This is a genomic window from Achromobacter sp. SD115, from assembly GCF_017355315.1.
In the GTDB taxonomy this organism is placed as follows: Bacteria; Pseudomonadota; Gammaproteobacteria; order Burkholderiales; family Burkholderiaceae_B; genus Achromobacter; species Achromobacter xylosoxidans_B.
Genome location: NZ_JADIJM010000005.1, coordinates 308,620 through 333,766, shown reverse-complemented (window position 1 = coordinate 333,766; position 25,147 = coordinate 308,620). Strand labels below are relative to the sequence as shown.

Below are 25,147 nucleotides of genomic sequence, written 5' to 3'. Positions count from 1 at the left end.
TGCGGCACAATGGCCTCATGAAACTCGACGCCGAAGACCTCGCCAAAATCAGTTCCCTGACCGTCGCGCACTATCAAGAGAATGCCGACTCGTTCGAGGCCGGCACGCGCGACCACGACGTCAGCCAGAACATCGCGGCGCTCTTGCGCCACATTGAAGGCGATCCTCCCTACGACATCCTGGACTTCGGCTGCGGGCCGGGGCGCGACCTGAAAACGTTCGCCGCCCTGGGCCACCGCGCGGTCGGCCTGGACGGCACGCCGCGCTTCGTGGAAATGGCGCGGCAGGCGACCGGCTGCGAGGTCTGGCAGCAGGACTTCCTGCGCCTGGCGCTGCCGCCGGGCCGCTTCGACGGCATATTCGCCAATGCCGCCTTGTTCCATGTGCCTGGCCAGGAGTTGCCGCAGGTGTTGCAGGCCTTGCATGGCGCGCTCAAGCCGCGCGGCGTGCTGTTCAGCTCGAACCCGCGCGGCGGCAACCAGGAAGGCTGGAATCGCGGACGCTATGGCGCCTACCATGACCTGGAAGGCTGGAGCGCCCTGATGACGGCGGCGGGCTTCGAGGAACTTGAACACTACTACCGGCCGCAGGGCCTGCCGCGCGAAGAGCAGCCCTGGCTGGCCAGCGTCTGGCGGCGGGCGGGCTAGCCGCCGGCCGATACCAAAGGGAGCCGCGGACGGAGCCTGGCTTGGACTCAAGCGGCCCGGATCGTCCAGGGCGCATCCGGCAGGTCCGCCAACTCGCAATCCACCACAGGGCCGGCGCGCTCCAGCACGGCGAATTCGCCGTCGGCCAACGCCATCAGCGGGTGATGCCAGACATCCCGGCGCAGCGTGACGCCCACGCCCGCGCCAGCGATGAAGGCGCGCAAGGTGGCCGGGTCCGGCGCGTCCGCGCCCAGCGCCACCAGCACCACATACGGCGTGCCAGCAAGCGGCAGGAAGGTCTGGCTGCCCAGACGGTGGCGCTCCAGCATGCGCGCGGCAAAGGGCAGGGCGATCGCTTGCGCGCGGAATACCGACAGCGACGGCCGGCCGCCCGCGTCCAGCAGATCGGGTTCGCCCATTTCCACCCGCAGCGAGGTGCCGGCGTTGATGGAACGGCCGGCGCGGTCCGCGCTGCTGACGACCTCGCCGTAGGGCGCGAAGGCGGCGGCGGACAGGGGCTGCGCGGTGAGAGTCCGGGCGGCCATCAGAAGTTGATCCCCAGCCATTCGCGCACCTGCTCGTGCAGGTCGCCGGCGAAATCCTCGGGCGAGCCGGATGCGGTGATCTCGCCCAGGCTCAGCACATAGATGTGATTGGACATGGCCACCACCCGGCGTACGTTGTGGTCCACCAGCAGGATGCCCATGCCGGCGTCGGCGAAGGCGCGGATCCATTGGAACACTTCGGCCGCGACGCGCGGCGCCAACCCGATGCTGGGCTCGTCGATCAGGCAGACCTGCGGCTGCACCATATAGGCCTTGGCGAATTCCAGCGACTTCTGCTGGCCGCCGGACAGGTTACCGGCCTGGTCCTTGAGCTTTTCCTTCAGCACCGGAAAGCGCTCCAGCGTTTCCGTGAAGCGCGGCTCCAGCACGTCGCCATAGCGCTTGCGCCGGCCTTCCAGCGGCAGGCGCAGGTTCTCCTCCACCGTCAGATAAGGGAACAGGCTGGATTCCTGCGGGATGTACCAGAGGCCGTCGTCGATCATGCGGTGCGGCGGCTGGCCCGAGATGTCGCGCCCGGCGCGGGTGACGCGGCCGGACTTGGGCCGCAGAAAACCGCAGATGGCCTTCATCAGCGTGGATTTGCCCGCGCCGTTCAGGCCGATCAGGCCGCTGATGCGGCCGGCCTGCACCGTGAGCGAGACGTTGCGCAGCACGTCGATGTCGCCCATATAGCCCGCGGTCACGCCTTCCATGGCGAGCAGCGTGTCAGGCATGGTCCTGCTCCTCTTGTCCCTGTTCGCCCAGATAGGCCTCGATCACCGCGGGTTCGCGCAGCACCTGCTGCGTGGGGCCGTCGGCCAGCACCCGGCCGGCGTTCATGCACACCGAGCGCGGGCACAGGTCCACCACCACCGGCATGTCGTGGCTGACCAGGATGAAGGTCTGGCCGCTCTGGTTGCGGCGGCGGATGAACTCCGACATGGTTTCCTTCATGACCGGGTGCACGGCGGCGAAGGGCTCATCCAGCAAGGCGATGCGCGGCGGCGCCATGAAGCAGGCGCCGAACTCTAGCAGCTTCTTCTGCCCGCCCGACAGCTGGCCGGCGTCCAGGTGCATGACGTGCATCAGCTTCAGCTCTGCCAGCAGCTCGAGCGCGCGCCGGCTGGCGGCCGCTTCGTCCAGGCCCATGGCCAGCCCGCACACGATCAGGTTGTCGTAGGCGCTGACCCGGTTGAAGACCCGGGTCATCTGGAACATGCGCAGCACGCCCAGGCGCGTCAGCTGAGTGGGATTCAGCCCCATCACGCTGCGGCCGTCCAGGCGCACTTGGCCCGCGTCCGCCGCCAGGTGGCCGGACAGCACGTTGAGCAGGGTGGTCTTGCCGGAACCGTTGGGGCCGATCAGCCCCAGCAGTTCGCCGTCGGCGACGTCCATGCCCGCGCCGTTCACGGCCAGCAGGCCGCCGAAACGTTTTTGTATTCCGGATATCTGCAGTAGTGGCATCAGGCCCCCCTGGCGCTGGCGCGGGCGCCGCCGGAGCGGCGCAGGAAGGCGCGGCGCGCCAGACCCCACAGCCCTTCACGGAAGAAGCGCGCAAAGATGATGACCAGCAGCGCGAACACGATCATCTGGATGTTGCCCACGTCGCGCAGCAGTTCCGACGCGACGTACACCAGCACCGCGCCCAAGAGCGGCCCGACCAGCGTGCCCATGCCGCCGATCACGACCATGGCGATCACCATGCCGGTCTGCGTCACGATGCCGAGTTCCGGGCTGACCAGTTGCGCGAAGGTGCCGTACAGGCCGCCCGCGAAGCCGCAGATGGCGCAGCTGACCAGGAAGGCCAGCGTCTTGTAGCGCACCACGTCTATGCCACGGCTGGCCGCGCCGATCTCGTCGTCGCGGATCGCTTGCAGGAAGCGTCCAGGACGCGCCCGCAGCAACAGGAAGATCAGCAAGGTCACCGCCGCCAGCGCGGCCAGGAACAGGTAGTAATTGCCGACCCGGCTTTCCAGCAGCGCCGGCACGTGCAGCCCCTGGTCGCCGCGGGTGAAGTCGATGGAGTTGTAGATCACCAGGCGCACGATCTCGGCGAAGGACAGCGTGGTCAGCGCCAGGTAGGGGCCTGACAGCCGTAGCACGATGCGGCCGAGCACCAGGCCGACCAGCCCCGGCACCACCGCCGACAGCGGCAGGCCCAGCCACAACGGCACCTTCCAGTGATAGGCCAGGAGGCCGGTGGTGTAGCCGCCCAGCATGGCGAAGGCGGCCGGCGCCAGCGAGAACTGGCCGGCGTAGCCCGCCAGCAGGTTCCAGCCGCAGGCCAGCATGGCGAAGTACATGCTGACGATCAGCACGCCCAGCCAGTAGGGCGAGGACACGCCCAGCGGCAAGAGCGCCAGCACCGCCAGGAACAGCAGCGACAGCCGCATTTCCTGGCTCAGCTTGTTGCGCAGCAGATTGGGATGGGCCAGCGGTTCCATGTTCAGACCTCCCGCGCGCGTTCGCCGAACAGGCCCTTGGGCCGGAACAGCAGGATCAGGATCAACAGCGCCAGCCCGAAGGTGTCGCGGTAGTCATAGGACAGGTAGACCGCGCCGAAGCTCTCCAGCACGCCCAGCGCCAGCGCCGCCACGATGCTGCCGGGAATGGAGCCCATGCCGCCGATCACCACGATCACATAGGACTTGATGGCCGGGAACGCGCCCACGTCCGGCGCCGGATTGATGACCGGCGCCAGCAGCGCGCCGGCCAGCGCCGCCAGCACGCCGGAGGCCATGAAGATGATGCTGCTGGCGCGCGCCGTGTCGATGCCGGCGATGGACGCGCCCAACCGGTTCTGCGCCACCGCCTGTACCTGCCGGCCCCATAGCGAGCGCTTGATGAACAGCGCCAGCCCGATCAGCAGCACGATGGACAGGCCCGCGGTGATCAGCTTCTGGCCGCTCATCATGAAAGGGCCGACGGCCATGCGGGTCACGTCCGACAGCGACGGGCCGCGCATGGGGTAGGGGCCCACAACCTTGTCCACCAGGTTGATCAGCAGCAGCGACAGGCCGAAGGTGACGACCACCGCGTACTCGTCTTTCATCAACCCCCATGAACCGTAGCCGGCGTACAGCGGGCGCATCAGCCAGCGTTCCGTGGCCCAGCCCAGCAGCGCGCCGGCGGCGGCCGCGATGGGCAGCGCCAGCCAGGGCGGCACGCCCAGGGCCAGCGACACCATGGTGTAGGTGTAGGCGCCTATCATGTAGAACTCGCCATGGGCGAAGTTCACGACCTTCAGGATGCCGAAGATCATGGTCAGGCCGACCGCCATCAGCGCGTAGTACAGGCCGATGATCAGGCCGTTGACGAACAGGTCCAATGCCAGCACTCGATTCTCCCTGGCGCCGGGGCGGGGCCCCGGCGTGTTGCGGTTCCGATGGCGAGGCGGTCCGGCCATTTGGCCGTCGGGCCGCGCCCCTTTGGGGGAACCCGCCTGAGGCACAGCGTTGGGGGGGCAATTTTGCCGTCGGGCGGGCCGAAGGCAAAAGCGCTCCCCCCTAGCGGGACACAATCACTTCGCCGGCTTGACCAGCTTGTCGACCTGCAGCGGCTGGCCGGTGGCCTGGATCAGCGTGGTCTTGCTCAGCGGCTGGTCCACCTCGGTCAGCTGATAGGTGACGTAGGGAATGTCGACCCATTGCTGGTAGGTGTAGCCCGGCTGCTGCGAGAAGCCGAACTTGCCGCGTACGCCTTCGAACTGCATGCCTTGCAGCGCCTTGATAATGGCGGCGCTGTCGGTGGACTTGGCCTCTTCGATCGCGCGGGCGATCAGCAGCACCGAGTCCGCGGCCTGGAAGATCAGGCGGTTGGGTTCGGTCTTGGCCTGCTTCTGGTAAGTGGCGGCCACGTCCATGCCGATCTGCGGCATGGGCATCTGCGGGTGGTACAGGCCGAAGGCCAGCATGTACTTGCCGGCTTCCTTCACGTTCTTCCAGAAATCGGGATAGTCGGCGATGCCGGCGCCGTCATAGAACCAGGTCTTGGCGCTGGGCGCCACGCCCTGTTCATACAACTGGTTCATCAGGATGTAGGCGGCCGGCGGCAGCATGATGTTGACCACCAGGTCGGGCGGACTGGCGCGCAGCGGCAGCACGGCGGGCGTGAAGTCCTTGCCGGCGCGGTCCAGCGCGATGTACTTGTACTGGGTCTGCGGCGCGGCCTTCTTGAGGAATTCGCCCAGCAGCTTGGCCTGGCCGATGCCGTAGTCGGTGTTCTCGGCGAAGGCGACCACGCTCTTGACCTTCAGCGCGGCAATGGTGTCGGCCATGGCGCTGGAGACGCGGGTGTTGTAGTTGGCCGGATTGAAGACTTCCGGATAGCCCTTGGCGCGCACGTCGTCGGACCAGCAATTGGTGTTGACGTAGGGCACCTTGTAGCGGTGCGCGACTTCGATCTCGGCCAGGCAGACCGAGCTCTGGTGGCCGCCCGTCACCGCCACGACCTTGTCGCGCGAGATCAGCTTTTCGGCCGCCGCGCGGCCCTTTTCCGGGATGCCCTGGTTGTCTTCGTAGATGATCTTCAGCGGCCGGCCCAGCACGCCGCCCTTGTCGTTGATCATCTTGGCGATGATTTCCACGCCGTCCTTGACCTGGGTGCCTTGCACCACCGAGCCGGGCGGGGATTGCGCGATGCTGACGCCGATGACCACGGGATCGGCGCCATGGGCGGCAGAGGCGAGTACGACCGCGGATACGGCTGCGGCGAGGCGGAGCAGTTTCATCGTGGTTTCCTTTTGGAAAGGAGGTACGGCGATGCCGCCATTCGCGCGGGCGAACGGTGTCGGCGGGCGGGAATTCTGCTTGTTTTTTAATCCTGTAGTACCGGTCTGACCAGTTAGGGCTTACCAGCAGTTTGAGCTTGTCAGCATGATGGCTGGCGCCAGCGAGGGCGCCGGCCATTACCGTGGCGTCAGGCCGCCAGCAGGTTTTCCACGCGCGCGGCCGTGTTCAGCACGCGCCAGTCGGCGCCGCGCGCCCCGGCGATCTGCAGTCCCAGTGGCAGGCCATTGCGGCCGCTGCCGCAGGGCAAGGTCAGCGCCGGCATGCCGGTCAGGTTGAAAGGCATGGTCAGCCCCGTGACGGCGGTGTGCAGCGGCACTTCGCGGCCGGCGATCGTGACTGCGCCCGCGCCCGAGCGCGGCGGCTCGATGCGCAGGGTGGGAGTGACCAGCACGTCCACCGACTGCATTGCCTGGTCGAACATCTGCGCCAGCGCGGCGCGGCCGCGCTGCGCCCGCGTGTACCAGGTGGCGGGCAGGAACTGGCCGATCTCCAGGCGCACCCGCACGTCGTCGCCCAGGGTCTCGGGCTGGTCGACCAGACGGCGCCAGTGGATGTCGGTGGCTTCGCTGCACAGCGTGGCGAACTGCAGCGCCGCGCTGTGCTCGACGCCCGGCAGGTCCAGCGGCACCAGGATGGCGCCGTCGGCCTGCATCAGCGCCAGCGCATGGTTGACCGCCTGCGCCACGTCCTCGGCCAGCGGGTCGTAGAAGTAGTTGCGCGGCACGCCCACGCGCAGGCCGGTCAGCGCGCCCGCGCTGACGGTGCGTTCGGCCTGGCCCGACATGATGGAATAGGCCAGGGCGGCGTCCGCCACGCTGGCGGCGATCGGGCCCAGATGGTCCAGGCTGGCGCCCAGGGCCTGCGCACCCTCGCGCGAAATGGCGTCGAAGGTGGGCTTGAACCCGACCACGCCGCAGCAGGCGGCAGGGATGCGGATCGAGCCGGCCGTGTCCGTGCCTATGGCCAGGCGGACGATGCCGGCAGCCACTGCCGCGGCCGAGCCGCCACTGGAGCCGCCTGCGGTATAGCCCGCCCCGCGGGGATTGCCGACCCAGCCGTAGTGCGGGTTTTCGCTGGTGATGCCGTAGGCCAGTTCGTGCAGGTTGGTGGTGCCCACCACCAGCGCGCCGGCCTCGCGCAGCCGCGCCACCGCCAGCGCGTCGCGCAGGGCGGGCGGCGGCTTCAGGCCGCCGCTGCCGTTGGTCTGGGGAAAGCCCGCGACCTGCATCAGATCCTTGACGGCTATCGGCACGCCCATCAGCGGCATGGCAGCGCCTTCGCGCAGCTTGCGTGCGGCCGCGGCCGCTGCGCCATCCAGGGCTGGGGTGTCGGACAGGCTGATGAAGGCATTCAGGTCAGCCAGCTGGCGGGCCGCGGCCAGCGCGGCCTTGGCGGCCTCGGCCGCGCGCGCCGGATCGTCGCGGCATTCGCGGGCAATGGCGGCGATGCCGCGCGCGTGGCGCGACACTGCGACGCCGCGGCCGGCCTGCGCGGCAGGCAGCTTATCGGCCGGCGCGGCAGGCGGCGCCAGGTAGCCCAGCTCGGCTTCCGGCGCCAGCGAGTCCAGCACGGTCAGCTCGGGCAGGTTGATGCGCAGCCGGTCCAGCCAGGCCTGGCGGCGTTCGGAATAAGGGTAGTCAGCCAGTCGGGCCATCGCGTCGACGGCGCGGGCAAATCGGTCGTAGAGGTCGGTCATAAGCGGCGCTATGAACAAGAAAGGGCGTGGGGCCCGCGGCCATGCCGGGGCGCTTTGCAGTACGGCTTTATCCTAACCGGTCAGACCAGTTGAATGTCATAATGCCCAGGCAGTATATGGCTGTCAACGCCAAACCGGGCGGCCGCCTCGCGCCCACGCCTTGAGAATTCCGCGATGAACACCGTCGAACATATAGCCCAGCAGTTGCAGGCCCGTATCCGCCAGCGCGATTGGGCCGAGGCCGGCAAGCTGCCCGGGCAGCGTCAACTGGCCGAGGAGCTGGGCGTGAGCCGCGCCTCGCTGCGCGAGGCCATCACCATGCTGGAAGGACTGGGGCTGCTGCGCAGCGAAGCGGGGCGTGGCGTGTTCATCGCCCGGCCCGGCGAGAAAGGCCTGGGCAGCGCCTACGGCCGCTGGCGCTTCCAGGGCCGTTACGCCTTGCGCGACGTCTATCTGGTGCGCAACCAGCTGGAGGAACTGGCGGCGGGCCTGGCCGCCGGCGTCGTCACCCAGGCGGGGCTGGCCCGCCTGCGCGCCACCATCACGCACATGGAACAGGCCGCCGACGCCGGCGACCTGGTGGCGATGTCGGAAGGCGACAGCGCCTTTCACGCCTGCCTGTACGAGATCGCCGGCAGCCCCATGCTGCTGGACCTGGCCGAGAGCATCGCCGATGTGGTCGACGGCAGCCGGCAGGTGGCGTTCGCCGACCCCGCGCGCGTGCGCGAGCCGATATACGAACATGCGGCCATCATCGATGCCCTGGCGACGGGTTCGGCCGACGCCGCGCGCCGCGCCATGCGCGCCCACATATGCAATGTGGCCGACCGCGCGGGCCTGTCGCTGACGATCCCGGGCGCCTAGGGCCTGTTCAGGCTGGCATGGGTTCCGGGGCTTCTGCCTGTGCTCTGCGCGCATCGAGCGGCACAGCCGCTACCGTTGTCCGTCGTGCACCGCCACGGCTTCCTTGGTCAACCCGCCCAGCCGCGAATGCACGCGGCCGCCCGTGCCCATGACCAGGGCGAACAGGATCTCATTGGCGCGCGGCGCGTCCTGGATGCCGATCTCGATGCTGTTGAAGTGGCTGCGCACGTAGGAAGCGTGGATGTAGTGCACCGGCACCATCATGCGGTAGCCGGCCACGGCCACGGCCTTGACGGCGGGCACCATGGCGCGGGGTTCGCCCAGCACGCTGCGCATGGCCCAGCCGCCGGCCTCGTGCCAGACCGCGCCATGCTCCATTTCGCCGTCCAGGCCAACGATGGCGGCCTTGCTGTAGACCTCGATCTGGTCCTTGCCGCCCAGCGTGTCCACCAACTCGGTCGCCAGCAGCGTGCCCAGGCTGCGCAGTTCGGCCATGAAGGGCATCAGGTCCGGTTCGTAGCGGCCGGCATAGGGATTGCGGATGACGGCGCAGGCGGCGGCAAGCTTGAGCGGCCGCTCGGGCGCCGGGCCGTTCTCGTGGTAGGTGGTCTCGACGATGAGGCAGCGTTTGCGGATATCGATCAGCGACATGCGGTGAATTCCTGGTTGCGGTTGAAGAGGGCGTTCATTGCGGCGGAATGCCGGTTTCCTTGACGATGGCCGCCCATTTGTCGATCTCGGCGCGCACGAAGCCGCCGAATTCGGCCGGGGTCTGCTGCTTGACCGTCAGGCCCTGGCGTTCATAGGTCTGCTTGAGTTCGCCATTGGCCAGGGCCTTGCCCAGCGATTGCGACAGGCGCTCGACCACGGGCGCGGGCAAGCCGGCCGGACCCATCAGGCCGAACCACACGGTCAGGTCGAAGCCGGGGGCGCCGGTTTCGTTGAGCGTGGGGATGTCCGGCGCCAGCGGAAAGCGTTCCGGCGTGCTGACACCGTAGGTCTTGACCTTGCCGGCGCGCGCCTGCTGCAGGCCGTTGGCCAGGTCGGTGAAGGTCAGGTCGACGGTGCCGCCGATGACGTCGGTGAGGGCCTGCGGACCGCCGCGGTAGGGCACCGGCGTGACGTTGATCTTGCCCATGGCCGCCAGCTTGGCGCCGAACACCTGCGCGCTGCCCGAGCCGTAGGCATAGGTCAGCTTGCCGGGATGCTGGGCGCCATAGGCGAACAGATCGGAGACCTGGGTGCCCGGCATGCGCGGCGAGCCCACCAGCAGATAAGGCGTTTCGGCGACGGCACCGATGGGCGCGAGGTCGGTGGCGGGGTTGTAGGGCAGGTCCTTGAACAGGCTCACGCCGCTGGCCGCCGTGGACACGCCCACCACCACCAGGGTGTAGCCGTCAGGCTTGGCGCGGGCCACGTCGTGGGTGCCGATGATGCCGTTGGCGCCAGGCTTGTTCTCCACCACCACTGGCTGGCCCAAATCGTCGGCCATGGCTTTACCCAGGCTGCGGGCCACCACGTCGGTGATGCTGCCTGGCGGGAAGGGCACGACCATGCGGATGGGGTGGTCGGGATAGCCCGCGGCGCCGGCGGGCGCCAGCGGCGCGCCCAGCACCAGCGCCAGCGTGGCGGCGGATCGTTTCATGCTTGTCTCCTGTGGATGTCTTTATTGTTGGGGCGGCGCGGGATCAGGCCGGCGCGCGGGCTTGCAGGCGTTCCAGGTAGCGGTGGATCTGGGTGTTGTCCACGCCAGCGGGCATGTCCGCCAGCGCGCGCTGCCACAGTTCCGTGCACAGCGACAGTTGCGTGGCCGGAACGCCGGCCAGCGCCTGCAGCGCGTCGGCGGTGCGCAGGTCCTTGGCCATCAAGGCCAGGGCGAAGCCGCCGTTGTAGGTGCCGGGCACGATGAACTGGCGCAGTTTGGTTTCGGTGGCGACGTTGCGGCCGCTGGAGGCGTTGAGCACGTCGGTGAACACCTCCAGGTCCAGGCCCATGCCTTGCGCGATCAGCAGCGCCTCGCTGGCCGCCAGCAGGCCGGCCGCATAGACATAATTGTTTAGCGCCTTCATGGCGTGCGCGGAGCCCACCGCCCCGGTGTGGATGAGCGAAGCGCCCATGCGCGAGAGCAGCGGACGAACGCGTTCCAGTCCGTCCGCGTCGGCGCCCACCATGATGGCCAGCGTGCCGGCGGCGGCCTTGGCCACCGCGCCCGACACGGGCGCGTCGATCAGCGTGATGCCGGCCTCGCGCAGCCGCGGCGCCAGCCGCAGCGTTTCGGCCGGATTGGATGAGCCCATGTCCAGCAGCACGGAGCCGGGACGCATCGCGTCCGCCAGTCCGTGCTCGCCTTCGATGACCGCATTGGTGATGGCGCTGTCGGGCAGCATGGTGATGACCACGTCGCAAGCGGCCAGGGCTTGCAGGCTGGCGGCCGGCTTGAGCGTCCGGTTCCATGCGGGATGCCCGGCCAGGCGCTCCAGGCGCGCGGGGTCGCGGTCATACGCCAGGATGTTGAAGACTTCTTCGCCGCCGGCGAGGTTTTCCAGCATGGGCAGGCCCATCATGCCCAGGCCCACGAATCCTACTGTCAGTGTCATGCATTCCCTTTATCGAATCGCCCCGGATTACGTGCCAGGAGCCATCTGGAATGCTAATGAATGCGTGATAGCAGCGCTTATGCTAAGTTGGCCAGGGGTTATAACAAACGATTATCGGATCAGCCATGCGTTTCAAGCTCAGGCAGATGGAAGTGTTCCGGGCGGTGATGCTGACCGGTTCCATGAACGGCGCGGCCAAGCTGCTGTTCGTGTCGCAGCCGGCCATCAGCCGCCTCATCGCCCACACCGAGCAGAGCCTGGGCCTGCCGCTCTTCGAACGCGACAAGGGCAAGCTCACGCCCACCCCGGAAGCGCAGCGCCTGTTCGAGGAGGTGGGCCCGTTGTTCGACGAGGCCCTGCGCATCGATGAACTGGCGCGCGACCTGGCCGAACGGCCCGAGGGCGCGTTGACCCTGTGTTCCAGCCCCAGCCTGGCGCTGAACTTCGTGCCGCCCGTGATCGCGCAGTACCTGGAGCTCTACCCCAAGGTCAGGCTCAAGTTTCACACCACGCTGCTGTCCGACATGGCGCACGAACTGCTGGGGCGCAAGGCGGAACTGGCGGTGTCCGTGCTGCCCATCGATCATCCCAACCTGGTGGTGGAGCCGTTGGCCACCGGCGAGATGGTCTGCATCCTGCCGCAAGGCCATCCCCTGGCCTCGCAGCGGGCGGTGAGCCTGGCCGAACTGGCCGAGTGCAGGCTGATCCTCTACAACCGCAACATCCCGTTCGGGCAACTGGTGGCCGCGGCCTTCCAGCGCGCCGGTGTCAGCTGGAATCCGGCAGTGGAAATCGTGCGCGCCGAACTGGCCTGCGCGCTGGTGCGGGTGGGCGCGGGCGTGGCCATCGTCGATGAGTTCTCGGTCGGGCAGCAGGGCTGGCCCGGCGTGGTGACGCGGCCGCTGCGCGAGTCGATACCGTTGTCGCTGAGCCTGGTGCGTTCGCGCTTCGACCGCCCCAGCCGCCAGGTGCAGCGCTTCGTGCGCCTGATCAAGGAACATGCGCGGACCTCGCGCAAGACCGGCCGCGCCCGGCCGGCGCCATAGTCCCGCCGCGTCCGCACGCAACGGACAGGCGCTGCAGTTTCCGGACACGCCCATTGGACCTGGCGCAACTTTCCCCCGAATAAACGCAGTTTGCGGATAGCGTCGGCCGGATCCGGCTAACGCGGCCCCGGCGCGCGGCGCCAGTATTCGCCTCACTCAATCAGCTAACGGTGAGGTGATGCGATGAAGGGTCTGGACAACAAGGTGGCCATCGTGACCGGCGGCGCCACGCTGATCGGCGCGGGCGTGGTTGCGGCGCTGCGGGCCAAGGGTGTGCGCGTGGCGCTGTTCGACATCGATGCCGCCGGCGGCGAACGCGTGGCCGCCGCCGATCCGGCCGGCACGCGCTTCTGGCCGGTGGACATCGCGGATGATGCGCAGCTGGGGCGCGGCGTGGCCGACGCGGCTGCGCATTTCGGCCGCATCGATTTCCTGGTCAATCTGGCGGCCACCTACCTGGACGATGGCGCCGCATCGGGTCGCGCCGACTGGCTGCGCGCGCTGGACGTCAACCTGGTCAGCGCCGTGATGGCCGCGCGCGCGGTCCATCCTCATCTGCGCGCGGCCGGCGGCGGGGCCATCGTCAATTTCACCAGTATCTCGTCGCGCGTGGCGCAGACCGGCCGCTGGCTGTATCCGGTTTCCAAGGCGGCGCTGCTGCAAGTGACCCGCAACATGGCGATGGACTATGCCGCCGACGGCATACGCGTCAACTCCGTGTCGCCGGGCTGGACCTGGTCGCGCGTGATGGACGAGCTGACGCAGGGCGACCGCGCCAAGACCGACCGCGTGGCCGCGGACTACCACCTGCTGGGACGCGCCGGCGATCCGGCCGAAGTGGCCGAGGTGGTCGCCTTCCTGCTTTCAGACCATGCCAGTTTCGTCACCGGCGCCGATTACGCGGTGGATGGCGGCTACTCGGCCATGGGTCCCGAACAGGCCAAGCCCGCGATTCCGCGCCTGGCCGCCTAGACATACAAAGGAGAGCAATCATGCGTCGAATCGCAATCGTGGGTGGCGGACAGGCGGGCTTGCCCCTGGCGCTGGGACTGCTGGACAAAGGCTATGAGGTGACCGTGGTCACCAACCGCGAGCCGGACCATATCCGTCACGGCAAAGTGATGTCCAGCCAGTGCATGTTCGATGCCTCGCTGCAAGTCGAGCGCGACCTGGGCCTGAACCAGTGGGAAGCCGAATGCCCTACGGTGGACGGCATCGGCCTGGCGCTGCCGCATCCGGAACGGCCCGGTCACAAGCTGATCGATTGGGTTGCGCGCCTGGACCGGCCGGCGCAGGCGGTGGACCAGCGCATCAAGATGCCGGCCTGGATGGAACTGTTCGCCGCGCGCGGCGGCAGGCTGCTGATCCAGGACGGCGGCGTGGCCGAGCTGGAATTGCTGGCGGCCTCGCACGACCTGGTGCTGTTGGCCGCCGGCAAGGGTGAAGTGGTCAAGCTGTTCGAGCGCGACGCGCTGCGCTCGCGCTTCGACCGGCCGCAGCGCGCGCTGGCGCTGACCTACGTGCACGGCATGCGCCCCGCGCCGGATCATTCGCGGGTCGCCTTCAATCTGATTCCGGGCGTGGGCGAGTACTTCGTGTTCCCGGCGCTGACCGCCAGCGGCCCCTGCGAGATCATGGTGTTCGAAGGCGTGCCCGGCGGTCCGATGGATTGCTGGCGCGACATCAAGTCGCCGCAAGAGCACCTGGCGCAAAGCCTGCACATCCTGCACACCTACCTGCCCTGGGAGGCCGACCGTTGCGGCTCGGTGGAACTGACCGACGCCAACGGCATCCTGGCCGGCAGTTTCGCGCCCACGGTGCGCAAGCCGGTGCTGACCCTGCCGTCGGGCCGGCTGGTGTTCGGCCTGGGCGACGCGGTGGTGACCAACGACCCGATCACGGGGCAGGGCTCGAACAACGCCACCAAGGCCTGCGCCGTCTACCTGGACGCGATCCTGGCGCATGGCGATGCGAGCTTTACGGCCGAATGGATGCAGCGCACCTTCGAGCGCTTCTGGGACTACGGCGGCGCGGTGGTGGAATGGACCAACTCCATGCTGCTGCCGCCGGCGCCGCACCTGCTCAAGCTGTTGCAGGCCGCGGATCACACGCCTGCGATCGCCAGCGCCATCGCCAACGGCTTCAACCATCCGCCGTCGCTGTACCCCTGGTGGGGCGACGCCACGGCCTGCGAGGCCTTCATCGCGGCGCAACCGGCACGGGCGGCGGCATGACGACGGGCTGCGCAGCGGGCCTGCCTCTGGACTGGGGCTGCACCGATCTGCATCCCAAGGTCCTGCGCGGCGTGCTGGGCAGCTATCCGACGGGCGTGGCCATCGTCGCCACACGCTGTCCGGACGGCCGCCAGGTGGGCCTCACCATCAATTCCTTCGCCTCGCTGTCGCTGGATCCGCCGCTGGTGTTGTGGAGCCTGGTGAACCATTCGCCCAACCTGGCGGCGTTCCGCGATTGCAGCCACTTCACCATCAGCGTGCTGGCCTGCGGCCAGGAAGAACTGGCCATGCGTTTCGCCAGCTCCTCGGTACCGGACAAGTTCGCGGGCGCGCCGGTGCACGACGTGCCAGAAGGCGTGCCCGCCATCGCGGGGGCCGTCGCCACGCTGGTCTGCGCCAACGACCAGCAAAGCCCCGCGGGCGACCATCTGCTGCTGTTCGGCAGGGTGCTGCGCGTGGCCAGCGTGGCGGCCACCCCGCTGGTGTTCCATGCCGGGCGCTTCACCGCGCTGACCGCCGCGTAGCGGCCTACTACTCATTGGAGCGCATCATGTCCTTGGAGTCCGAGGCGCAGGTCATCATCGTCGGCAGCGGCATGAACTCGCTGGTCTGCGCGGCCTTGCTGGCGCAGCGCGGCAAGTCGGTGCTCGTGTTGGAACGCAACGACAGGCTGGGCGGCTGCATCCGCACCGAGGAACTGTTCCCCGGCTATCGCCACGACGTGCTGTCCTGCTGGTATCCGCTGTTCATGGGCAGCCCCGCCTATGCGGCGCTCAAGCCGGCGTTGCGCGAGGCCGGACTGGAATTCATGCAGGGTGAGTACGCCACCGGGCTGGTGTTGCCGGACGGTTCGGGCTTGGCGCTCAAGCAGGACGTGGCGGACAGCGCGCGGCGGCTGGACGCCTGGGCGCCCGGCGACGGCGCGGCCTTCGCCGCCATGGCCCAGCGCCTGTTCGGCGCGGACGCCGCGCTGACTTTCGGCCTGCTGGGCCAGAACCCCTACGGCGCCGGCATGCTCAAGCTGCTGTTCGGCGAATGGCGCAAGCGCGGCATGGACGGCCTGGCCGCCTTCGCCGCCGATTCGATGGAGAGCTTTCGCCGCTGGTCCGAGCGCGCGCTGCAGTCGGATGCCGCGCGCGCCCTGATTGCGCCCTGGGTGCTGCATACCGGGCTGGGTCCGGACGGCGCTTGTTCCGCGCTGATCGGCAAGCTGACCTTCGCCGCGGTAGTGGCCGGCGGCATGCCGGTGGTCAAGGGCGGCGGCAGTGGCGTGGTGGATGCGCTGGCTGCCGTCATCGAACGGCACGGCGGCCGTTTGCAGACCAGCGCGCACGTCGAACGCATCGTCACGCGCGGCGAGGGCAGGCGCCGCCGGGCCGTGGGCGTGGTGGCGACGGGACGCGAGTACCGCGCCACCGAGGCGGTGGTCTGCAACGTGGCGCCGGGCCAGTTGTACGGGCAGTTGCTGCCCGATGCGCCGCCTGCCGTGCGCGAACGCGCCGCCAATTACCGCTACGGCCGCGGCGGCATGCAGATCCATTTCGCGCTGGACGCGCCGCCGGACTGGCTCACGCCGGAGCTGCGCCATGTGCCGCTGGTGCATCTGACCGAGAGCATGGAGCAGGTCTGCGCCTCGGTCACCGAGGCGAACAACGGCTTGTTGCCGGCGCGTCCCACACTGGCCATCGGCCAGCCGGTCGCGGTCGATGCCACGCGCGCGCCGCCAGGCGGTTGGATCCTGTGGGTGCAGATGCAGGAACTGCCGGCGCGGATCAAGGGCGACGCCGCGGGCGAGATCGCGGCGCCCGCCGACGGCCGCTGGAACGAGGCGGTGCGCGAGGCGATGGCCGACCGGGTGCAGGCGCGCATGGAGCGAGTGATGCCGGGATTGGCGCGTCGCGTCGTCGGCCGCCGCGCCTACTCGCCGGCGGACCTGGAAGGCCTGAACTGCAACCTGGTCGGGGGCGATCCCTATTCGGGCGTGTGTTCGCCCGACCAGTTCTTCTGGCTGCGGCCCTTTGCCGGCGGCCATGGCGCGCGCGGCCACCGCACGCCGCTGCGCAATCTCTTTCACATCGGCGCTGCCACCCACCCGGGTCCCGGCCTGGGCGGCGGCTCCGGCTATCTCGTCGCACAACAACTAGGCAGGAGGGGAACATGAGCGGACACCTGAAACTCCGGCGGCTGGCCAGCGCCACGGCATTGGCGTTGGCCAGCGCGGGGGCCCAGGCCACCGAGGGCGGCGGCCTGGGCATCTACCCGGACGGCCTGGAGAACTTCATGTCGGGCGCGCTGCCGCCACCCGGCGTGCACATGCTGGTCTACGCCGGCGGCGCGCGCTACGACACGCTGCGCGGCAACGACGGCGAGCGTGTGCCGGTGCCTGGTTTCAAGGTCGACGTCAACGTGCTGGCGCCGCGCCTGATCTGGGTCACGCAGCAGCAGGTCATGGGCGGACAGCTGGCTTTTCACGCCATCGCGCCGTTGCTGGACGTGACCGCCAAGGCTGCCGGCCAGCGCAACCGCAGCACCGGGCTGGGCGACATGACGCTGGGCGTGGCGCTGGGCTATCACCCGTCCGAAAGCCTGCACTACGTGGTCGGGCTGGACATGTACGCGCCCACCGGCGAATACGATCGCAAGGACCCGTCCAGCCTGGGCAAGAACTACTGGACCGCGCAGCCAGTGTTCGCGCTGAGCCGCATCAGTCCGGACGGCTTCAATGCCGACCTGAAAGTCATGTACGACTTCAACTTCACCAACTCCGCCACCGATACGCGTTCGGGCCAGGCGCTGCACGCCGATTATGCGCTGGGCTGGGGCGTGGGCAAGGGCTGGGTGCTGGGGGTGGGCGGCTACGCCTTCCAGCAGGTCACCGACGACAGCGGCCCCAACAGCGCCGCCGGCCGCGCCCGGGCTTTCGGCTTCGGCCCTTCGGTACGCTACATGAATGAAAAAGGCTGGCTGTTCACGGCGAAGTGGCAGCAGGACTTCAAGGTCAAGAACCGGCCCGAAGGCGCGCAGCTGTATGTGAAGCTGGGGATTCCGTTCTAGGTCGGGCGTTCCTCCGGGCAGGCCCTGCCCGCCGCCACTTTGCGGGGCGTGTCTGCTGGTATCGTTCCGCTGTCGATTGGACGGGGCAGGGACATGAATCTGTACGAAGCGATACGCTGGGGCAACGAATCCGAAGACCCCTACACCGGCGGCCCGAACGGGGCGGATACCTGCTTTCTGGTGCGGGCCGGGTCGGTGGAGCAGGCCGGCCAGCTCGCGGATGCGGCATTGCGCGGCGCCCGTGGCGAACTGGCAGACTGGACCCAGGTCCTGCATCTGCTGGGCACGGAACAGGCCACCGATAGCCAGCCGCGCATCTTGCGCGGGCCTTATCTGCAGCATGCCTACCGGCACGGCTGGCGTCTCTGGAGCCGGGCCGAGGCCGCGGCGCCCTGGGTCGAACAGCCCTAGGCGCGGGGCCGCTCAGCGGGACGACGGCTTGCCTTGGCCTTGAAGCTCCTGGACGGCAAATAGAACCAGCTCGGCCTTGTTGAGGGAGTTGTCGCGGTCCGCATTGTCCAGCAGGTCCTCGATCTGTCCACGCAGATACCGGCAGTCGCTGGGTTCGCCTTTGGGATTGATCTTTTTTACCGCGACCCGTACTCGGGAAACCCAGTCGCGCTCGGCCTGAGCCAATTTTTGCAGTCGCTGCTGGCGCTTGGTTGCCGCCGCGACCGCTTCCGGCGTTCGGATTGCGTCTGTGGTCGCTTTCAAAATTGCTTTGGACTCATAGGGGACTTGGGCAAGCGGCTTGCCAAGGACCGCTTCCGCCACGGCCAGCGATGACAGTTTATTGATGTCGTCGATGGGAACGTCGATGGCGCAAGCGCCGGCGGCGGCGATGTGCGCGCCGGCCCGCTCGCCGAGCGGGATTTTCTGCAGGCGCGGTGAAAGCGCGGCGACGGCTGCGCGCCTGGCTTCGGCCTTCGCATCGGCCGAGCGCAAGGCCTGGCTCGAAGCCTCGAACGCCTGCATGTCGATATCGTCCGAAGCGCCTGCCGTCCCGATGGACAACGACGCGCAAAGAAGAAGGCTGCTTTGTAGTGTTTTCATCGAGTGTCCTTCCCTGGGCTGCGCCAGACCTGCGGGGCCCCCTGTTGCGCGAGTTTCGTGGAAATCCACCTTCCATGCCATAGCGGCCAACGGATGAGGAAAGCAGGCGTTGTTCGGATGCAACTGTAGGCCTGCTCTCGCGGGCGTTTTGAGACCTCGCTCACCATTCTGGCTGATGCTGGAATAGCATCCGGCGTGGAGATATCGGCGCCGGCGAGCGCTCACGGGGAACACGATGAAAAGAACAATTTCGGCGCTGGCGCTTTTCTTGTGCAGCGGACTTGCCGCGGCGCAGAACACGAGCAGCAGCTTTGAAGTGCAGGAACCGATGCGCAATTCGTTGGGTTTTGCGATGGGTAGCGACAGCGGCCAGGAGTGGCTGGGTGACAGGGCCGTCGCCCACATGGGTTTCATTGCCGCCTGCAAGCTGTACCCGGCCGACGGGCCGGAGGTGCAGGGGCTGGTGGCCATGGCCCTGGCGCAAGCGACCCTGGGCGTGGACCTGGCGCGCGCGCCGACAGACCCGGCTGCGCTGCGCGCCAAGCTCGCCCAGCGCCTGAACTCCCAGGAAGGGCGCAAGGACGCGGCGGAAAAAATCCAGGCGATGCGCAAGCGCGTGCTGGCCGAGCAGGCGCATGCCGACAAATTGATAGCGGCCTCCGTGGGTTTTACGGGCAAGAATCCGAATCCCTGCGAACTCGAGCGGTACTATGCGCGTCAGTTCCTGACGCAGCACAAGGACGGCGCCATGAAAGCGGCTCCCAAGATCAATCAGCTTGCGCGTGAGGTCATGGCGCAGGATTCCTCTGCCAAGGCAAAGCCGGCTGCGCCAGCCAGGCCCTGAAGCGGCGCCGCCTCAGCCGCGCCGCCGCAGGCTCTGGCTGGGGCTTACGCCGTAGCGTTCCTTGTAGCCGGCGCTGAAGCGTCCCATGTGCGCGAAGCCCCAGCGCAGCGCCACGCCGGCAATATTGCGGCTTTCACCCGAGACCAGCTCGGCATGCGCGCGTTCCATGCGCAGGTCGCGCAGGTAGTGCATGGGACTCACGCCCAGGAATTCCTTGAATCCCGCGTACAGGCTGCGCACGCTGACGCCGGCGATGCGCGCCAGCTGTTCGGCGCTGACGGATTCGTGCGCGTGCGCCTGCAGATAATCCTGAACGCTGCGCACGTGGCGCGGCAGTACCGCGCCGCGGCGGCCCGGCAGCGCGCCGGTGTAGTTGTGGGGCTGGGCAGATAGCAGGGTGGCGGCGACCAGCTGTTCCATCTGATGCACGATGAGTTTGTGCTGGGCCAGGTTCGCGTGCTGCGTGGAGCAGTCCAGCAGATAGCTCATCAGGCAGCGCCAGGCCGCGCATTCGCGCCAGCGGAATCCCAGCTGGAAGCGCAGTGGCCGGTCCAGCGCACAGCCCAGATGGCCCACCAGGGTGCGTTCCAGCAGCGAGCGGCCCACGCGCAGCATGAACTGGTCGTTGTCCTCGGCCCAGCGCATGGCCAGGTCGTCGTCCGGGCTGACGACCGAGGCGACATCGGGCGTCGAATCTACTTGCTGCGGGCCGCTGCTGATGCGGGCACAGCCCGATAGCGGCATTTGCACCAGGAAAAAGTCTTCCAACGGGCCGGGCCGGATTTCGACGTTGGCGCCGTAGCGCAGGCGGTTCAGCGAGACTTCGCCCAGCGGCTGGTGGTGCATGCGCGCGTCCAGGCGCTGCAGCGCGCCGACCACGCCCAGGTGGTGCGGACGCATTACGCGGCCGACCATGGAGCGGGCTTCGTCCAGATCGCCGGAGGCGAACAGCTGCTGCGCCGGCAGGCCCAGGACCGACTCGATCCGCGGTCCGGCCGGCGGCCAAGATGTGCTGGTGGCGGACTGTGTCGTGTCGAGCATGGGGGGACTCCACTGCCGGGGTCTTGAAGGCTTTGATAGTAAAGCTGCGCCGGACCGGGCGGACTGGTGGAAAACCCGTCCAGGGACGGGGAGTTCTATCCGCTTTTTGCGGCGGGTGTCCACGGAGCGCAGAAAACCAAGGCAAATTGATATTGACAACCGGTTTCCATTAATGGAAACTGGTTGTCAATATAACGGACTACCAAGGAGACCACGCATGAATCCGACCAAGGAAGAACGGCTCACCGGGGTGATCCTGACCTTGTTCCAGTTGAACGGCGCGCTGCTCGACTGGGGCGATGCCTTCGTCGCGCCCGAGGCGCTGACCAGCGCGCGCTGGCAGATGCTGGGCGCCCTGGCGCTGGCGGGCCAGCCCCTGAGCGCGCCGCAGCTTGCGGCCGCCATGGGCGTGACCCGCCAGGGCGCGCAGAAGCAGCTCAATCTGCTGTCCGAAGCGCGTCTGGTGGAGGTCCGCGTCAATCCGCAGCACAAGCGTTCGCCGCTGTATCGGCTGACCGACGAAGGCCGGCGCGTGTATGGCGCCATCGACGCGCGCTGGAAGGAGCGCGCGCGGCAACTGGCCGGCGGTTTCAGCGCGGCCGAACTGGAAACGGCGGGGAGGGTGCTGACCGGCTTGTTGGCCGCGCACGTTCCCGCGCCAGGGGAGCAAGATCATGAAACATAGAATCCACGCGACGGCCGCCGTGCTGACGCTGCTGTTTCTGGCGGCATTCTGGATATCGACGGCGGTGTCCGAACTGTTCCTGGCCGCATCCGCGGTGGCGCAGGTCAAGCTGGCCATTGCCTATGCCTTGCTGGGCTTCGTGCCGCTCATGATGCTTACCGCCGCCAGCGGCTTCATGATGGGCGGCAAGGGCAGGCATCCGTTGCTGCTTGCCAAGCGCAGGCGCATGCCCTTTATCGCGGCCAATGGATTGTTGATTCTTGTGCCCGCGGCGCTGTTCCTGGCGCTGCGGGCGCAGGCAGGGCTGTTCGACGGGGTGTTTTACGGGGTGCAGGCGCTGGAGTTGGCGGCGGGCGCCGTCAATCTTGCGCTGATCGGTTTGAACATCCGCGACGGCATCAGGCTTGGGCGCCTGCGGCGGGGCCCGCAGGGGCGGGTCTTGGCTTAGCATGCCGCCCCGCGTTGCGGGGCGGCATGGCAGCCGGCCCTGTGGCCTCAGTGCATCTTGCCGTAGCGTCCGGCGTTGAAGTCCTGGATGGCCTCGACGATTTCCGCCTGCGTGTTCATCACGAAGGGGCCGTAGCCGACCACCGGCTCGTCGATGGGCTCGCCGCTCAACACCAGGAACATCGCGTCGTTGTTGGCTTCGACGGTGATGTCCTCGCCTTCCAGTGAGAACAGCGCCAGCTGCGCGTCGCGCGCCACGGTTTCGCCGTTGACCAGCACCGTGCCGCGCAGCACCACCAGCATGCTGTTGCGGCCCGCGGCGACGGGGAAGGTCGCCGACTTGCCGGCGGCCAGCCTGACGTCCCACACGTCCATCGGCGTGAAGGTGCGCGCCGGCCCCGCGTGGCCCGCGTAGTTGCCCGCGATCACACGCAGCGTGCCCGCACCGTCCGGCAATTCCACCGCCGGGATGTCCGCGTTGAGGATGCCCTGGTAGCCGGCCGGCGCCATCTTGTCCTTGGCCGGCAGGTTGACCCAGAGCTGCACCATTTCCAGTTCTCCACCCTTGCGGGTGAAGTCGTGGGAATGGAATTCCTCGTGCAGGATGCCCGAGGCCGCCGTCATCCATTGCACGTCGCCGGGACCGATGATGCCGCCGTTGCCGGTGGAATCGCGGTGCTCGACTTCGCCGCTGTAGACGATGGTCACGGTTTCAAAGCCGCGGTGCGGATGCTGCCCGACGCCGCGCGGATGCTCGGCCGGCTCGAACTGCGCCGGGCCGGCGTAATCCAGCAGCAGGAACGGGCTGGTGTTCTTGCCTTTGTCGTTATAGGAGAACATGGAGCGCACCGGGAAGCCGTCGCCCACCCAGTGGGGACGGGGGCTGGCATGCAATCCGAGAATCTTCTTCATGGTCGTATTTCCTGTTGCGCGGCCCCAGCGGGGCCGTTCGTCATAGTTAAGAAGATAAGGGCGCAACGCTGCTGGCGGTAGCCCCCTATATTGATAAGCACTGTTCCATTCATCGGACGGTACGGCGGGAACTCGGCAGGTAGACGGCTCGCGTATCCTTCGGGAATGGAACACAGCGAGACCACGGCCCAGACGGGGTGCAACGATCAGGTCCAGGGCTTTGCCCCGGTTGCCGCGCCCGGCGCGCGCGTGCTGGTGCTGGGCTCCATGCCGGGCGTGGCGTCGCTCAGGCAAGGCCGCTATTACGCCCATCCCCGCAACGCCTTCTGGCCCATCGCGGCCAGCGTCTTCGGCTTCGATCCCGGTCTGGACTACGCGCAGCGCCTGCATGCCCTGCAAGCCGCAGGCGTCGCCCTGTGGGACGTGCTGCAAGCCTGCGAACGCCCCGGCAGCCTGGACGCCGACATCCGCGGCGACACTCTGGTCGCCAACGATTTCGCCGCATTCCTGGAACGGTACCCGGCCATCGTCCGGGTCTGTTTCAACGGCGCCAAGGCCGCGGCGCTGTACCGCCGCCATGTGCTGCCCGGGCTGGCCCTGCCGCTGGAATATGTGGACCTGCCGTCGACCAGCCCGGCGCACGCGGCGGCGTCGTTCGAGCGCAAGCTGGCGGCCTGGAGCGGGGCGCTCAAGATCCAGGATTGACGGTTCGCGAACCCGGGCCGAGCCCGGACGGTATTGGCCTGTCCCTGATTTTCTTCTTATCCGTCCCCGCTTTGATTCTTATCAAGCCTCTATATAACTCCAAGTGATAAGTTAATTCCTGTAACGGAATTAACGCTTGGAGAAGCACCATGAGTACCCGCGCCAGCCCCCCGGAACCGCCACTCCCGGGTAAACGAGGCTTTCTAAAAGGCTTACTGGGGTTGGGGGCCGCGGCCACCGTCATTCCCATCCGCGCCGACGCTACGGGCATCAACGGCCAGCCGCCGCGCCGTCCTGGCATGGCCGGCAAGCGCTATGGCATGGTGGTCGACATGCGCAAGTGCATCGGCTGCCAGTCCTGTACGGTCAGCTGTTCGATGGAGAACCTGCCTCCGATAGGGCAGTTCCGCACCACCGTCCTGCAATACGAAGTCCTGCCCGACTCTGGCGGCCCGGCCTCCATGGTGATGCTGCCGCGCCTGTGCAACCACTGCGACAACCCCCCTTGCGTGCCGGTCTGCCCGGTGCAGGCGACCTTCCAGCGCGAAGACGGCATCGTGCTGGTCGACAACGAACGCTGCGTGGGCTGCGCCTATTGCGTGCAGGCTTGTCCCTACGACGCCCGCTTCATCAACCACGAAACGCAGACTGCCGACAAATGCACCTTCTGCGAGCACCGCCTGGAGGCGGGGCTGCTGCCGGCCTGCGTGGAAAGCTGCGTGGGTGGCGCGCGCGTCATCGGCGACCTGAACGATCCCGACAGCGCCATTTCCCAGCTGTTGGTCGAGCACAAGGCGGACATCAAGGTGCTCAAGCCCGAGATGAAGACCGATCCCCATGTCTATTACATCGGCCTGCCCGATGCGTTCGTCCATCAGGTCGACGGCCAGGCCGGCGTGCGGCTGGCTGGCGGCCATTGAGCCATCGAAGGGGATGAGCATGCAGATCTCTGAATTGTTGACGCCGGTCTACGACGCCGCCTGGCTGCCGTGGGCCGTGCAGTACTTCTTCCTCATCGGCATCAGCGCCACCACCGCGCTGACCGCCGCCTTCGCGGCTTTCGGCAGCGCAGGCTCGCCCGCGCGCCGGCTGCTGCCCGCGGCGGTGACGGTGCTGCTGGTCAGCGCCATCGCCGCGCCCGTGTCCTTGCTGGCGGACCTGCACCAGCCGGGCCGCTTCTGGCATTTCTACGCGCATTTCACGCCCTGGTCGTGGATGTGGCTGGGCGCCTTGTTGCTGCCGGTGTTCGTGACCCTGGCGCTGCTGTTCTGCGCTGCCTGGTGGTGGGGCCGCATCGGCTGGGTACGCGTGCTGGGCATGGCGCTGGCGGTGTCGGCGCTGTCCATCCTGGTCTACACCGGCGCCGAAGTCATGGTGCTGCGCTCGCGGCCCTTGTGGCACACGGTGTTCCTGCCGGTGAACTTTGCGCTGACCGCCTGGCTGGGCGCGCTGGGCGCCATGTTCCTGGTGGGTCGCTGGCTGCGCGGCGGTACGCAGGCCATGCCGGTGGAGCTGTTGCGCAGCCTCAGCCTGACCGCGGTGGTGATGATGGCGCTGGGCGCCGGCGCCTGGACGCTGCTGGGCCTGCTGGGCCTGGACCCGTCGTTCGACGCCGCGCTGCGTCTGTTCGCGGAGTTCCCGATCTGGCGCGTCAGCCTGGCGGGCGCGGTGGCGACCGGCTTCTGCATGGTCGCGCTGCTGCAGCGTCCCGCGCGCACCTTGGCCGCGCCGCTGCCCTCGGCCGCGTTGGCGCTGACCATGCTGGCGGCCGCGTGGATCTTCCGCTGGGTGGTCTTCATGAGCGTGCAGGGCGTGCCGAAGTATGGCGCGGGACTCTATCTGTACGAGATGCCCTGGGGCAGCGATGGCTTGCTGGGCATGCTGGGCGTGCTGGGCCTGTGCGTGGCGCTGATCGCCGCCGTGACCTACGCCCTGGAGCTGTTCCCGGCGCGCGCGCGAGGCCTGGCGGCCTGAGCGCCGCCGCGTG

The 25,147-nt window shown here is 68.1% G+C and carries 28 protein-coding genes; 15 read left to right on the top strand and 13 right to left on the bottom strand.

The annotated features are described in order from the left end of the window. Positions 1 to 17 precede the first annotated feature (17 nt). The gene (locus tag IPU70_RS10110) at positions 18 to 647 is read left to right on the top strand and encodes a bifunctional 2-polyprenyl-6-hydroxyphenol methylase/3-demethylubiquinol 3-O-methyltransferase UbiG (RefSeq protein ID WP_207466962.1); all 630 of its coding nucleotides are present in this window, start codon (positions 18 to 20) and stop codon (positions 645 to 647) included. Between the two features lie 47 nt (positions 648 to 694). Here IPU70_RS10110 and IPU70_RS10105 read toward each other — a convergent pair whose 3' ends face one another. The 7 genes from IPU70_RS10105 to IPU70_RS10075 all read right to left on the bottom strand — a co-directional run bounded on the left by IPU70_RS10105 (position 695) and on the right by IPU70_RS10075 (position 7,678). After that, positions 695 to 1,192 carry an ureidoglycolate lyase gene (locus IPU70_RS10105; RefSeq protein ID WP_207466960.1) on the bottom strand — a complete coding sequence of 166 codons (498 nt, stop codon included), beginning with the start codon at positions 1,190 to 1,192 and terminating at the stop codon, positions 695 to 697. Beyond that, on the bottom strand, positions 1,192 to 1,926 hold the full coding sequence (locus tag IPU70_RS10100; RefSeq protein ID WP_013393054.1) for an ABC transporter ATP-binding protein: 735 nt from the start codon (positions 1,924 to 1,926) through the stop codon (positions 1,192 to 1,194). The genes IPU70_RS10105 and IPU70_RS10100 overlap by 1 nt, the downstream gene beginning before the upstream one ends. Beyond that, positions 1,919 to 2,656 (bottom strand): ABC transporter ATP-binding protein, encoded by a 738-nt coding sequence (locus tag IPU70_RS10095; protein WP_207466958.1) that lies wholly within the window; start codon positions 2,654 to 2,656, stop codon positions 1,919 to 1,921. Before IPU70_RS10095 ends, IPU70_RS10100 begins: the two co-directional genes overlap by 8 nt. Beyond that, positions 2,656 to 3,636, bottom strand: a complete 981-nt coding sequence (locus tag IPU70_RS10090; RefSeq protein WP_207466956.1) for a branched-chain amino acid ABC transporter permease — start codon at positions 3,634 to 3,636, stop codon at positions 2,656 to 2,658. Before IPU70_RS10090 ends, IPU70_RS10095 begins: the two co-directional genes overlap by 1 nt. Positions 3,637 to 3,638: 2 nt before the next feature. Then, the gene (locus IPU70_RS10085) at positions 3,639 to 4,529 is read right to left on the bottom strand and encodes a branched-chain amino acid ABC transporter permease (protein ID WP_207466953.1); all 891 of its coding nucleotides are present in this window, start codon (positions 4,527 to 4,529) and stop codon (positions 3,639 to 3,641) included. Positions 4,530 to 4,712: 183 nt separating this feature from the next. Next, entirely contained in the window at positions 4,713 to 5,921 is a 1,209-nt protein-coding gene (locus IPU70_RS10080) for an ABC transporter substrate-binding protein (protein WP_013393058.1), read from the bottom strand. 188 nt (positions 5,922 to 6,109) lie between these two features. Continuing rightward, on the bottom strand, positions 6,110 to 7,678 hold the full coding sequence (locus IPU70_RS10075) for an amidase (protein WP_207466951.1): 1,569 nt from the start codon (positions 7,676 to 7,678) through the stop codon (positions 6,110 to 6,112). Positions 7,679 to 7,852: 174 nt separating this feature from the next. Between IPU70_RS10075 and IPU70_RS10070 the strand changes: the two genes are divergently transcribed. Next, positions 7,853 to 8,542: a FadR/GntR family transcriptional regulator gene (locus IPU70_RS10070; protein WP_207466949.1), complete on the top strand. Its 690-nt coding sequence runs from the start codon at positions 7,853 to 7,855 to the stop codon at positions 8,540 to 8,542. 69 nt (positions 8,543 to 8,611) lie between these two features. Here the strand turns inward: IPU70_RS10070 and IPU70_RS10065 are convergent, their stop codons facing one another. Genes IPU70_RS10065 through IPU70_RS10055 form a run of 3 tightly spaced genes read right to left on the bottom strand, consistent with a single transcriptional unit; the run spans position 8,612 to position 11,139 of the window. Then, complete coding sequence (locus IPU70_RS10065) at positions 8,612 to 9,193, bottom strand: amino acid synthesis family protein (RefSeq protein ID WP_207466947.1); 582 nt, start codon at positions 9,191 to 9,193, stop codon at positions 8,612 to 8,614. Positions 9,194 to 9,227: 34 nt separating this feature from the next. After that, positions 9,228 to 10,187 (bottom strand): tripartite tricarboxylate transporter substrate binding protein, encoded by a 960-nt coding sequence (locus IPU70_RS10060; protein ID WP_207466945.1) that lies wholly within the window; start codon positions 10,185 to 10,187, stop codon positions 9,228 to 9,230. Positions 10,188 to 10,230: 43 nt separating this feature from the next. After that, entirely contained in the window at positions 10,231 to 11,139 is a 909-nt protein-coding gene (locus tag IPU70_RS10055) for an NAD(P)-dependent oxidoreductase (RefSeq protein WP_207466943.1), read from the bottom strand. Positions 11,140 to 11,264: 125 nt separating this feature from the next. On the opposite strand from IPU70_RS10055, the gene IPU70_RS10050 reads away from it, so the two are divergent. The 7 genes from IPU70_RS10050 (at position 11,265) to IPU70_RS10020 (ending at position 17,884) form a co-directional block, all read left to right on the top strand. After that, on the top strand, positions 11,265 to 12,185 hold the full coding sequence (locus IPU70_RS10050) for a LysR family transcriptional regulator (RefSeq protein WP_207466941.1): 921 nt from the start codon (positions 11,265 to 11,267) through the stop codon (positions 12,183 to 12,185). A gap of 183 nt (positions 12,186 to 12,368) precedes the next feature. Beyond that, entirely contained in the window at positions 12,369 to 13,157 is a 789-nt protein-coding gene (locus tag IPU70_RS10045; protein ID WP_207466939.1) for an SDR family oxidoreductase, read from the top strand. A gap of 20 nt (positions 13,158 to 13,177) precedes the next feature. Continuing rightward, the gene (locus tag IPU70_RS10040) at positions 13,178 to 14,419 is read left to right on the top strand and encodes a styrene monooxygenase/indole monooxygenase family protein (RefSeq protein WP_207466937.1); all 1,242 of its coding nucleotides are present in this window, start codon (positions 13,178 to 13,180) and stop codon (positions 14,417 to 14,419) included. Then, complete coding sequence (locus tag IPU70_RS10035) at positions 14,416 to 14,943, top strand: flavin reductase family protein (RefSeq protein WP_207466935.1); 528 nt, start codon at positions 14,416 to 14,418, stop codon at positions 14,941 to 14,943. The genes IPU70_RS10040 and IPU70_RS10035 overlap by 4 nt, the downstream gene beginning before the upstream one ends. A 26-nt stretch (positions 14,944 to 14,969) precedes the next feature. Further along, positions 14,970 to 16,580, top strand: coding sequence for an NAD(P)/FAD-dependent oxidoreductase (locus IPU70_RS10030; RefSeq protein WP_207466933.1), 1,611 nt, complete (start codon positions 14,970 to 14,972; stop codon positions 16,578 to 16,580). Continuing rightward, a complete protein-coding gene (locus IPU70_RS10025; RefSeq protein WP_207466932.1) occupies positions 16,577 to 17,473 on the top strand; it encodes a transporter in 897 nt (298 codons plus the stop codon). Before IPU70_RS10030 ends, IPU70_RS10025 begins: the two co-directional genes overlap by 4 nt. 93 nt (positions 17,474 to 17,566) lie before the next feature. After that, positions 17,567 to 17,884, top strand: a complete 318-nt coding sequence (locus IPU70_RS10020; RefSeq protein WP_242702403.1) for a hypothetical protein — start codon at positions 17,567 to 17,569, stop codon at positions 17,882 to 17,884. 12 nt (positions 17,885 to 17,896) lie between these two features. On the opposite strand, the gene IPU70_RS10015 is transcribed toward IPU70_RS10020, so the two are convergent. Further along, positions 17,897 to 18,526 carry a hypothetical protein gene (locus IPU70_RS10015; RefSeq protein ID WP_207466930.1) on the bottom strand — a complete coding sequence of 210 codons (630 nt, stop codon included), beginning with the start codon at positions 18,524 to 18,526 and terminating at the stop codon, positions 17,897 to 17,899. Between the two features lie 235 nt (positions 18,527 to 18,761). On the opposite strand from IPU70_RS10015, the gene IPU70_RS10010 reads away from it, so the two are divergent. Then, a complete protein-coding gene (locus IPU70_RS10010) occupies positions 18,762 to 19,370 on the top strand; it encodes a hypothetical protein (RefSeq protein ID WP_207466929.1) in 609 nt (202 codons plus the stop codon). Positions 19,371 to 19,382: 12 nt separating this feature from the next. Here IPU70_RS10010 and IPU70_RS10005 read toward each other — a convergent pair whose 3' ends face one another. Continuing rightward, the gene (locus IPU70_RS10005) at positions 19,383 to 20,411 is read right to left on the bottom strand and encodes an AraC family transcriptional regulator (protein ID WP_207466928.1); all 1,029 of its coding nucleotides are present in this window, start codon (positions 20,409 to 20,411) and stop codon (positions 19,383 to 19,385) included. 217 nt (positions 20,412 to 20,628) lie between these two features. Between IPU70_RS10005 and IPU70_RS10000 the strand changes: the two genes are divergently transcribed. Continuing rightward, entirely contained in the window at positions 20,629 to 21,096 is a 468-nt protein-coding gene (locus tag IPU70_RS10000; RefSeq protein WP_207466927.1) for a MarR family winged helix-turn-helix transcriptional regulator, read from the top strand. After that, positions 21,086 to 21,544 (top strand): hypothetical protein, encoded by a 459-nt coding sequence (locus IPU70_RS09995; RefSeq protein ID WP_207466926.1) that lies wholly within the window; start codon positions 21,086 to 21,088, stop codon positions 21,542 to 21,544. The genes IPU70_RS10000 and IPU70_RS09995 overlap by 11 nt, the downstream gene beginning before the upstream one ends. Before the next feature lie 47 nt (positions 21,545 to 21,591). On the opposite strand, the gene IPU70_RS09990 is transcribed toward IPU70_RS09995, so the two are convergent. Next, positions 21,592 to 22,455 (bottom strand): pirin family protein, encoded by an 864-nt coding sequence (locus IPU70_RS09990; protein WP_207466924.1) that lies wholly within the window; start codon positions 22,453 to 22,455, stop codon positions 21,592 to 21,594. 165 nt (positions 22,456 to 22,620) lie between these two features. On the opposite strand from IPU70_RS09990, the gene IPU70_RS09985 reads away from it, so the two are divergent. The 3 genes from IPU70_RS09985 to nrfD all read left to right on the top strand — a co-directional run bounded on the left by IPU70_RS09985 (position 22,621) and on the right by nrfD (position 25,134). Continuing rightward, complete coding sequence (locus tag IPU70_RS09985; RefSeq protein WP_207466921.1) at positions 22,621 to 23,160, top strand: DNA-deoxyinosine glycosylase; 540 nt, start codon at positions 22,621 to 22,623, stop codon at positions 23,158 to 23,160. A 149-nt stretch (positions 23,161 to 23,309) separates the two neighbouring features. Then, positions 23,310 to 24,080 carry a sulfate reduction electron transfer complex DsrMKJOP subunit DsrO gene (gene dsrO, locus IPU70_RS09980; protein WP_207466919.1) on the top strand — a complete coding sequence of 257 codons (771 nt, stop codon included), beginning with the start codon at positions 23,310 to 23,312 and terminating at the stop codon, positions 24,078 to 24,080. Between the two features lie 19 nt (positions 24,081 to 24,099). Continuing rightward, positions 24,100 to 25,134 (top strand): NrfD/PsrC family molybdoenzyme membrane anchor subunit, encoded by a 1,035-nt coding sequence (gene nrfD, locus IPU70_RS09975; RefSeq protein ID WP_207466917.1) that lies wholly within the window; start codon positions 24,100 to 24,102, stop codon positions 25,132 to 25,134. The last annotated feature ends 13 nt before the right edge of the window (positions 25,135 to 25,147 follow it).

Coding starts and splice junctions, on each gene's coding strand:
- IPU70_RS09995 (WP_207466926.1), top strand. CDS start 21,086: ATGAAACATAGAATCCACGCGACGGCCGCCGTGCTGACGCTGCTGTTT.
- IPU70_RS10020 (WP_242702403.1), top strand. CDS start 17,567: ATGAATCTGTACGAAGCGATACGCTGGGGCAACGAATCCGAAGACCCC.
- IPU70_RS10015 (WP_207466930.1), bottom strand. CDS start 18,526: ATGAAAACACTACAAAGCAGCCTTCTTCTTTGCGCGTCGTTGTCCATC.
- IPU70_RS10005 (WP_207466928.1), bottom strand. CDS start 20,411: ATGCTCGACACGACACAGTCCGCCACCAGCACATCTTGGCCGCCGGCC.
- IPU70_RS10060 (WP_207466945.1), bottom strand. CDS start 10,187: ATGAAACGATCCGCCGCCACGCTGGCGCTGGTGCTGGGCGCGCCGCTG.
- IPU70_RS10055 (WP_207466943.1), bottom strand. CDS start 11,139: ATGACACTGACAGTAGGATTCGTGGGCCTGGGCATGATGGGCCTGCCC.
- IPU70_RS10045 (WP_207466939.1), top strand. CDS start 12,369: ATGAAGGGTCTGGACAACAAGGTGGCCATCGTGACCGGCGGCGCCACG.
- IPU70_RS10090 (WP_207466956.1), bottom strand. CDS start 3,636: ATGGAACCGCTGGCCCATCCCAATCTGCTGCGCAACAAGCTGAGCCAG.
- IPU70_RS10105 (WP_207466960.1), bottom strand. CDS start 1,192: ATGGCCGCCCGGACTCTCACCGCGCAGCCCCTGTCCGCCGCCGCCTTC.
- IPU70_RS09985 (WP_207466921.1), top strand. CDS start 22,621: ATGGAACACAGCGAGACCACGGCCCAGACGGGGTGCAACGATCAGGTC.
- IPU70_RS10075 (WP_207466951.1), bottom strand. CDS start 7,678: ATGACCGACCTCTACGACCGATTTGCCCGCGCCGTCGACGCGATGGCC.
- IPU70_RS09990 (WP_207466924.1), bottom strand. CDS start 22,455: ATGAAGAAGATTCTCGGATTGCATGCCAGCCCCCGTCCCCACTGGGTG.
- IPU70_RS10100 (WP_013393054.1), bottom strand. CDS start 1,926: ATGCCTGACACGCTGCTCGCCATGGAAGGCGTGACCGCGGGCTATATG.
- IPU70_RS10025 (WP_207466932.1), top strand. CDS start 16,577: ATGAGCGGACACCTGAAACTCCGGCGGCTGGCCAGCGCCACGGCATTG.
- IPU70_RS10000 (WP_207466927.1), top strand. CDS start 20,629: ATGAATCCGACCAAGGAAGAACGGCTCACCGGGGTGATCCTGACCTTG.
- nrfD (WP_207466917.1), top strand. CDS start 24,100: ATGCAGATCTCTGAATTGTTGACGCCGGTCTACGACGCCGCCTGGCTG.
- IPU70_RS10035 (WP_207466935.1), top strand. CDS start 14,416: ATGACGACGGGCTGCGCAGCGGGCCTGCCTCTGGACTGGGGCTGCACC.
- IPU70_RS10065 (WP_207466947.1), bottom strand. CDS start 9,193: ATGTCGCTGATCGATATCCGCAAACGCTGCCTCATCGTCGAGACCACC.
- IPU70_RS10080 (WP_013393058.1), bottom strand. CDS start 5,921: ATGAAACTGCTCCGCCTCGCCGCAGCCGTATCCGCGGTCGTACTCGCC.
- IPU70_RS10110 (WP_207466962.1), top strand. CDS start 18: ATGAAACTCGACGCCGAAGACCTCGCCAAAATCAGTTCCCTGACCGTC.
- IPU70_RS10050 (WP_207466941.1), top strand. CDS start 11,265: ATGCGTTTCAAGCTCAGGCAGATGGAAGTGTTCCGGGCGGTGATGCTG.
- IPU70_RS10010 (WP_207466929.1), top strand. CDS start 18,762: ATGAAAAGAACAATTTCGGCGCTGGCGCTTTTCTTGTGCAGCGGACTT.
- IPU70_RS10070 (WP_207466949.1), top strand. CDS start 7,853: ATGAACACCGTCGAACATATAGCCCAGCAGTTGCAGGCCCGTATCCGC.
- dsrO (WP_207466919.1), top strand. CDS start 23,310: ATGAGTACCCGCGCCAGCCCCCCGGAACCGCCACTCCCGGGTAAACGA.
- IPU70_RS10095 (WP_207466958.1), bottom strand. CDS start 2,656: ATGCCACTACTGCAGATATCCGGAATACAAAAACGTTTCGGCGGCCTG.
- IPU70_RS10040 (WP_207466937.1), top strand. CDS start 13,178: ATGCGTCGAATCGCAATCGTGGGTGGCGGACAGGCGGGCTTGCCCCTG.
- IPU70_RS10030 (WP_207466933.1), top strand. CDS start 14,970: ATGTCCTTGGAGTCCGAGGCGCAGGTCATCATCGTCGGCAGCGGCATG.